This window comes from Saccharopolyspora sp. NPDC050642 (genome assembly GCF_040654735.1).
Lineage (GTDB): Bacteria > Actinomycetota > Actinomycetes > Mycobacteriales > Pseudonocardiaceae > Saccharopolyspora > Saccharopolyspora elongata.
In genome coordinates, this window is record NZ_JBFAIN010000024.1 from 121,428 (window position 1) to 128,367 (window position 6,940).

The following is a 6,940-nucleotide window of genomic DNA, read 5'->3' on the forward strand; positions in this document are numbered from 1 at the left end:
TCATTCCGACGCGGCGGCCAGCGGCGCCAGCGGCACGCCGATCAGTCCGGCGGCCAGCGTGGTGCCGTCGGCCTGGTCGATCACCAGGAAGGAGCCGGTGCGCCGGCTCGCGGCGTAGTCGTCCACCGGCAGCGGCTCCGAGGTGCGCAGCTGCACGCGGCCGATCTCGTTGAGCTGCAACGAATCCGGACCGTCCACACTCGACAGCTGCTGCTCGTCGAAACGGGCGGACAGCTCGGTGACGATGGCCTGCACCGTGCGGGTGCCGTGCTTGACCAGCACCTTGGCGCCCGGGTTCAACGGCTTCTCCGCCAGCCAGCAGACCGTGGCGTCGAGCTCGTCGGTCACCCGCGGCGGCGCGTCCGCGGCGGCGATCAGGTCGCCGCGCGAGATGTCCACGTCGTCGGCCAGCAGCAGCGTGACGGAGTGCCCGGCGGCGGCGCGCGGCTTCGCCCCGTTCGGGGTGTCCACCTTGGACACCCGGGTGCGCAGCCCGGCCGGCAGCACGACCACCTCGTCGCCCTCGGCGACGACACCCGCGGCGACCTGGCCCGCGTAGCCGCGGTAGTCCGGGTGTTCGGCGGTGCGCGGCCGGATCACGTACTGCACCGGCATCCGGAACGGCGCATCGTGCGGGTCCGGCGCCACCGGCACGCTCTCCAGGTGCTCCAGCAGCGAAGGCCCGCTGTACCAGGGGGTGTTCGCGGAACGCTCGACCACGTTGTCGCCGAGCAGCGCGGACACCGGGATGGTCACCACGGCGTCGTCCCGGTAGCCCAGGGCCCGGGCGTGCTCGGTGAACTCGGCGGCGATGCGGGTGAACACCGCCTCGTCGAAGTCCACCATGTCGATCTTGTTGACCGCCAGCACCAGCTGCGGCACGCCCAGCAGCGCCAGCACCGCGGCGTGCCGGCGGGTCTGCTCGATGACGCCCTTCCGCGCGTCCACCAGCAGCACCGCCAGCTGCGCGGTCGAGGCGCCGGTGACGGTGTTGCGGGTGTACTGGACGTGCCCCGGAGTGTCGGCGAGCACGAAGGTGCGCTTCGGCGTGGCGAAGTAGCGGTAGGCCACGTCGATCGTGATGCCCTGCTCGCGCTCCGCGCGCAGGCCGTCCACCAGCAGCGACAGGTCCGGGGTGGCCAAGCCGCGGTCGGCGCTGGCCCGGTGCACCGCGTCGAGCTGGTCGGCCAGCACCGACTTGGTGTCGTGCAGCAGCCGCCCGACCAGGGTGCTCTTGCCGTCGTCGACGGAGCCGGCGGTGGCCAACCGCAGCAGATCGCTGTGCACCGGCAGGGTCACCTCGGTGCCGCTGTCCGGCGCAGTGCGGGTGGTCGTCTCGGTCATTGAAGAACCCATTCCTGGTGGTTCGGCTCGGGAAGCAGGGGTCGTGAGCGGCAGATCAGCTAGTTCGTCTGCTCACAACATCGGACTGCTTTGACTTCAGGTTTGATCTTTTTCTTTTAAGCGGCGAAGCCGCTTAGCCCGCTCTCGCCACTTGCACCGCCGCGGGTTCTCAGACGTCGCCTCGCGAGGACAGCCCCGATGCCGCGTATTGGTCATACGTAAGTCGGGGATCCCACAGCCGAGGCGGCGTCTGAGGTTCCGCTACCTGCACCGCTACGCAAAGGGAGTCCATGGACAGCTTTCTCAGAAGTAGCCCTCGCGCTTGCGGTCTTCCATCGCGGCTTCGGACAGGCGGTCGTCGGCTCGGGTCGCGCCGCGCTCGGTGAGGCGGCTGGCGGCGACCTCGGCGATCACGTCGTCGACCGTGTACGCCTCGGATTCCACCGCGCCGGTGCAGGAGCCATCGCCGACGGTGCGGTAGCGCACCATCTTGGAAGCCGGGACCTCGCCCTCGCGCGGGCCGCCCCACGGCCCCGAGGTCAGCCACATGCCGTCGCGCAGGTACACCTCGCGGCGGTGCGCGTAGTAGATCTCCGGCAGCTCGATCTTCTCCCGCTGGATGTAGCGCCAGATGTCCAGCTCGGTCCAGTTCGACAGCGGGAACACCCGGACGTGCTCACCCGGCCGGTGCTTGCCGTTGTACAGGTTCCACAGCTCGGGGCGCTGGCGGCGCGGGTCCCACTGCCCGAAGGCGTTGCGCAGGCTGAAGATGCGCTCCTTGGCGCGCGCCCGCTCCTCGTCGCGCCGGCCGCCGCCGAAGACCGCGTCGAACCGGTTCTCGCTGATGCCGTCCAGCAGCGGCGTGGTCTGCAGCGGGTTGCGGGTGCCGTCGGGCCGTTCCTGCAGCCGGCCGTCGTCGATGTAGTCCTGCACCGACGCCACCACCAGCCGCAGGTCGTGCCGCTCCGCCAGCTCGTCGCGGAACGCCAGCACCTCCGGGAAGTTGTGCCCGGTGTCGACGTGCAGCAGCGGGAACGGCACCGGAGCCGGCCAGAACGCCTTCAGCGCCAGGTGCACCAGCACCGTGGAGTCCTTGCCGCCGGAGAACAGGATCACCGGCCGGTCGAACTCCCCGGCCACCTCGCGGAAGATGTGGATCGCCTCGGACTCCAGCGCGTCCAGGTTGTCCACCTGCGGCGGCGCTTCGGCCGGATCGCTCGGCAACTCGACTGTCGTCATGTCTCCTCCGGAGTTCCTCAGCCGTGCAGTCCGCACTCGGTCTTGCCGCTGCCCGCCCAGCGCCCGCTGCGCGGGTCGGCGCCCGGGGCGGGCTTGGCGGTGCAGGGCTGGCACCCGATCGACGGGTAGCCGGCCGCCACCAGCGGGTTGACCAGCACGCCGTGCTCGTCGATGTAGTGCTGCATGTCGTCGTCGGACCACGCCGCCAGCGGATTGATCTTGACCAGGCCGTTGCGCTCGTCCCAGGTCGCGATCGGCGTGTTCGCCCGCGTCGGGGCCTCCACCCGGCGCACGCCGGTCACCCACGCCTCGTAGCGGGCCAGGGTGTTGCGCAGCGGCACCACCTTGCGCAGGAAGCAGCAGCGGTTCGGGTCCCGCTCGAACAGCCGGGGTCCCTCGGCGGCGTCCTGCTCGGCGACGGTCTGCTCGGCAACGGCGTTGACGATGCTGACGTCGTGGACCTGCGCCACGGCGTCGCGGGTGCCGATGGTCTCGGCGAAGTGGTAGCCGGTCTCCAGGAACAGCACGTCCACGCCCGGCTTGGCCTTGGCCGCCAGGTCGACCAGCACCGCGTCCTGCATGTTCGACGCGACGATCAGGCCGTCGCCGAAGGTGTCGGCGGCCCAGCGCAGCGCTTCCTCCGCACTGGCCTCGGCCAGCCGCGGCGCGGCCTCCTCGACCAGTGCGCGGAGCTCCTCGTCGCCGCGTCGCGCGCCGATTTTCGTGGTGGTGTCGGCAGTCATCGGTCTCCGTTTCCTCCAGCCGGGTCGCCCAGCGACAACCCCACGAGCCGAACGGTGAACACCCGCAGGCACGAGCCGCACTGCCACGCGCCCGCGGGCTCGGCCTCGGGCGTGAGGTCCTCGTCCCCGCAGTACGGGCAGTAGAACGGTGTCGCCCGGCTCACTTGAGGTCGTCCTCCTCGGCCCGCGCCACCCACTGCGCGAAGCGCTCGCCGGTGCCGCGCTGCGCCAGGTAGTTGCGGACGAGGCGTTCCACGTAGTCGCCGAGCTCCGCGGAGGTGACCTTGTGGCCGCGGATCTTGCGGCCGAACCCGGCGTCCTGGCCGAGGCCGCCGCCGAGGTGCACCTGGAAGCCCTCGACCTGGTTGCCGTTGCCGTCCGGCACCATCTGGCCCTTCAGGCCGATGTCGGCGACCTGGGTGCGGGCGCAGGCGTTCGGGCAGCCGTTGAGGTTGATCGTCACCGGGTCGGTCACGTCGCCCTGGATGTCGGCCAGCCGCTGCTCCAGCTCGTCGACCAGTGCGATCGCCCGCTCCTTGGTCTCGACGATGGCCAGCTTGCAGAACTCGATGCCGGTGCAGGCCAGCACGTTCCGCCGCCACGGCGACGGGTCGGCCTGCAGGCCCAGCGCGCCCAGGTCCGCGACCAGACCGTCCACTTCGGACTGCGGCACGTCGAGGACGAGCAGGTTCTGCTCGACGGTGGTGCGGATGCGCCGCGAACCGACCCGCTCGGCGGCCTTGGCGACCTCCACCAGCGTGGAGCCGCTGACCCGGCCCGCCGCGGACTTCGCGCCGACGTAGAAGTTGCCGTCCACCTGCGGGTGCACGCCGACGTGGTCGCGGTGCCCGGTCGGCGTCTCCGGCGCGGGGCCGTCGACCAGCTTGCGGCCCAGGTACTCGTCCTCCAGCACCTGCCGGAACTTCTCCGGGCCCCAGTCGGCGAGCAGGAACTTCAGCCGGGCGCGGTGCCGCAGCCGCCGGTAGCCGTAGTCGCGGAAGATCTGCACCACGGCCTGCCACACCTCGGCGACCTCGCCCAGCGGAACCCAGGCGCCCAGCCGCACGGCCAGCTTCGGGTTCGTGGACAGGCCGCCGCCGACCCACAGGTCGAAGCCGGGCCCGTGCTCCGGGTGCACGACGCCGACCAGCGAGATGTCGTTGATCTCCGGCACGGTGTCCCAGCGCGGCGAGCCGCTGATCGCGCTCTTGAACTTCCGCGGCAGGTTCGACAGCGACTTGTCGCCGATGAACCGCCCGGCGATCTCGTCGATCGCCGGGGTGGCGTCGATGATCTCGTCCGCGGCGATGCCCGCCACCGGCGAGCCCAGCACGACGCGGGGGCAGTCGCCGCAGGCCTCGGTGGTGGACAGCCCGACGCCCTCCAGCTTCTGCCAGATCGTCGGCATGTCCTCCACACGCACCCAGTGCAGCTGGATGTTCTGCCGGTCGGTGATGTCGGCGGTGTCGCGCGCGTAGGTCTGCGAGATCTCACCGATGGTGCGCAGCTGCTCGGTGGTCAGCGCGCCGCCGTCGATGCGGACCCGCAGCATGAAGTAGCGGTCGTCGAGCTCCTCGGGCTCGATCGTGCCGGTACGCGCGCCGGGAATGCCCGGTGCGCGCTGGGTGTACAGCCCCCACCAGCGGAAACGACCACGCAGATCGGCCGGGTCGATCGAGTCGAAGCCGCCGTGGGCGTAGATCGTCTCGATGCGCTGCCGGACGTTCAGCGGGTTGTCGTCCTTCTTGGAGCGCTCGTTGGCGTTGAGCGGCTCGCGGTAACCGAGCGCCCACTGGCCTTCGCCGCGCGTCTTGCGCTTGCGGGCGGGGCGAGCAGGGGCTTCCGTCGGGGGGACCATGTCCGACCTCCGGGATTCGGGCGCGGCAGCGCCGCGTGGAATTCCCGTCGTCGGTGACGGTTCTCACTGCTCGGCGCTCCCGGCGCCGACTGGACAAAGCAGAACGCGGCAGCGGGAATCAACCCATGGCGCGGCACAGCGCGCTGGACACGCGCCGCAGGTCCACGTAGCGGCGTGTGACCAGCAAGAGCCTCGGCAAGGTCGCACCCATGGGGGGCAGCGTGCCACGCGCTCACCGGGCGGTCCATCCCCATCCGCATGGTGAGACAGTGGTGGAGTGCCTGCTCAACTGCCTGTCGGCGAACCCGCCCCGGCCGACGGAACGCTCCCGCCCGAGGCCCTGACCGGACTGGGTTCGCGGCCGTTCGGGGTGTACGTGCACGTGCCGTTCTGCGCCACCCGCTGCGGCTACTGCGACTTCAACACCTACACCGCCGACGAGCTGGGCTCAGCAGCGGGTTTCGGCAGCTGGCTGGACGGTCTGCGCGCGGAGCTGGAGCTGGGCGCGGGGGTGCTCGCGGCGGGCGGCCAGGCGGTGCCCGCGGCGGAGACGGTGTTCGTCGGCGGCGGCACGCCATCCCTGCTCGGCGCGCAGCGGCTGGGCGAGGTGCTGACCGCTATCCGCGAGTCGTTCGGGCTCGCCGATGAGGCGGAAGTCACCACGGAATCCAACCCGGAATCGACGTCGCCGGAGTTCTTCGCCGGAATCCGCGAGGTCGGCTACAACCGGGTGTCGCTGGGCATGCAGTCCGCCGCCGAGCACGTGCTGCGGGTGTTGGAGCGGCGGCACACGCCGGGCCGTGCGGTCGCGGCGGTCGGCGAGGCGCGCGCGGCCGGCTTCGAGCACGTCAACCTGGACCTGATCTACGGCACGCCGGGGGAGACCGACGACGACCTGCGGGCCTCGCTGGACGCGGTGCTGTCCACCGGGGTCGACCACGTCTCGGCGTACGCGCTGATCGTGGAGGACGGCACCGCGATGGCCCGCAAGGTCCGCCGCGGCGAGCTGCCGATGCCCGACGACGACGTGCTCGCCGACCGCTACGAGCTGATCGACGGCGTCCTCGGCGAGGCGGGCCTGGGCTGGTACGAAGTGTCGAACTGGGCCCGCGACGACGCGGCGCGCTGCCGCCACAACCTCGGCTACTGGCAGGGCGGCGACTGGTGGGGCGCCGGGCCGGGCGCGCACAGCCACGTCGGCGGCGTCCGCTGGTGGAACGTCAAGCACCCGGCCCGCTACGCGGCGGTGCTGGCGGAGGGCGCCTCGCCGGCGGCGGGGCGGGAGCGCCTCGACGCCGAAGACCGGCGCATCGAGCGGATCATGCTGGAACTCCGCCTGGCGACGGGGCTCCCGGTGGAAGCGCTGGACGAGCAGGGCCGTGTGGCGGCGAAGCAAGCGGCGGCGGACGGCCTCCTGGAGCGCGAAGAGCTGACGGCGGGCCGCTGCGTCCTGACGGACCGAGGCCGCCTCCTCGCCGACGGAGTGGTCCAACGCCTGCTCGGCTGAAGAAGCCACGCCCAGCCCGACCAGCCCACCCACCCGACCGACCAGCCCACCCAGCCCTCCCATTCGACCAGGCCATCTAGCCACCCCGCCCGACTCGGCCATCCGGCCAATGTTTCCACGTGACGAAACCTGGGTTCCATTTCCGCAATTTCAATGAGGTGATCTCAGTGGGGGTTATGTGTAGCCGTGTTCGTGGTGGGTGAGGACGAGTGCGGCTTGGACGATGTCGCCGATTTTGCCGGGGCTGGC

7 protein-coding genes are annotated in these 6,940 nt (G+C 71.3%); 1 reads left to right on the plus strand and 6 read right to left on the minus strand.

Going from position 1 to position 6,940, the window contains the following annotated elements:
* The 6 genes from AB0H93_RS29785 to AB0H93_RS29810 form a co-directional block, all read right to left on the minus strand.
* Positions 1–1,344 carry a GTP-binding protein gene (locus AB0H93_RS29785; protein WP_358576733.1) on the minus strand — a complete coding sequence of 448 codons (1,344 nt, stop codon included), beginning with the start codon at positions 1,342–1,344 and terminating at the stop codon, positions 1–3.
* A 303-nt stretch (positions 1,345–1,647) separates the two neighbouring features.
* Complete coding sequence (gene cysD, locus AB0H93_RS29790; protein ID WP_132489286.1) at positions 1,648–2,583, minus strand: sulfate adenylyltransferase subunit CysD; 936 nt, start codon at positions 2,581–2,583, stop codon at positions 1,648–1,650.
* 17 nt (positions 2,584–2,600) lie between these two features.
* Positions 2,601–3,326 (minus strand): phosphoadenylyl-sulfate reductase, encoded by a 726-nt coding sequence (locus tag AB0H93_RS29795; protein WP_358576735.1) that lies wholly within the window; start codon positions 3,324–3,326, stop codon positions 2,601–2,603.
* Positions 3,323–3,490: a hypothetical protein gene (locus AB0H93_RS29800; protein WP_177226753.1), complete on the minus strand. Its 168-nt coding sequence runs from the start codon at positions 3,488–3,490 to the stop codon at positions 3,323–3,325. Before AB0H93_RS29800 ends, AB0H93_RS29795 begins: the two co-directional genes overlap by 4 nt.
* Complete coding sequence (locus tag AB0H93_RS29805) at positions 3,487–5,184, minus strand: nitrite/sulfite reductase (RefSeq protein ID WP_358576737.1); 1,698 nt, start codon at positions 5,182–5,184, stop codon at positions 3,487–3,489. Before AB0H93_RS29805 ends, AB0H93_RS29800 begins: the two co-directional genes overlap by 4 nt.
* 118 nt (positions 5,185–5,302) lie before the next feature.
* Entirely contained in the window at positions 5,303–5,395 is a 93-nt protein-coding gene (locus AB0H93_RS29810) for a putative leader peptide (RefSeq protein ID WP_328592488.1), read from the minus strand.
* 66 nt (positions 5,396–5,461) lie between these two features.
* Here AB0H93_RS29810 and hemW point away from each other — a divergent pair, with 66 nt between their 5' ends.
* Complete coding sequence (hemW, locus tag AB0H93_RS29815) at positions 5,462–6,691, plus strand: radical SAM family heme chaperone HemW (RefSeq protein WP_358576739.1); 1,230 nt, start codon at positions 5,462–5,464, stop codon at positions 6,689–6,691.
* Positions 6,692–6,940 lie beyond the last annotated feature (249 nt).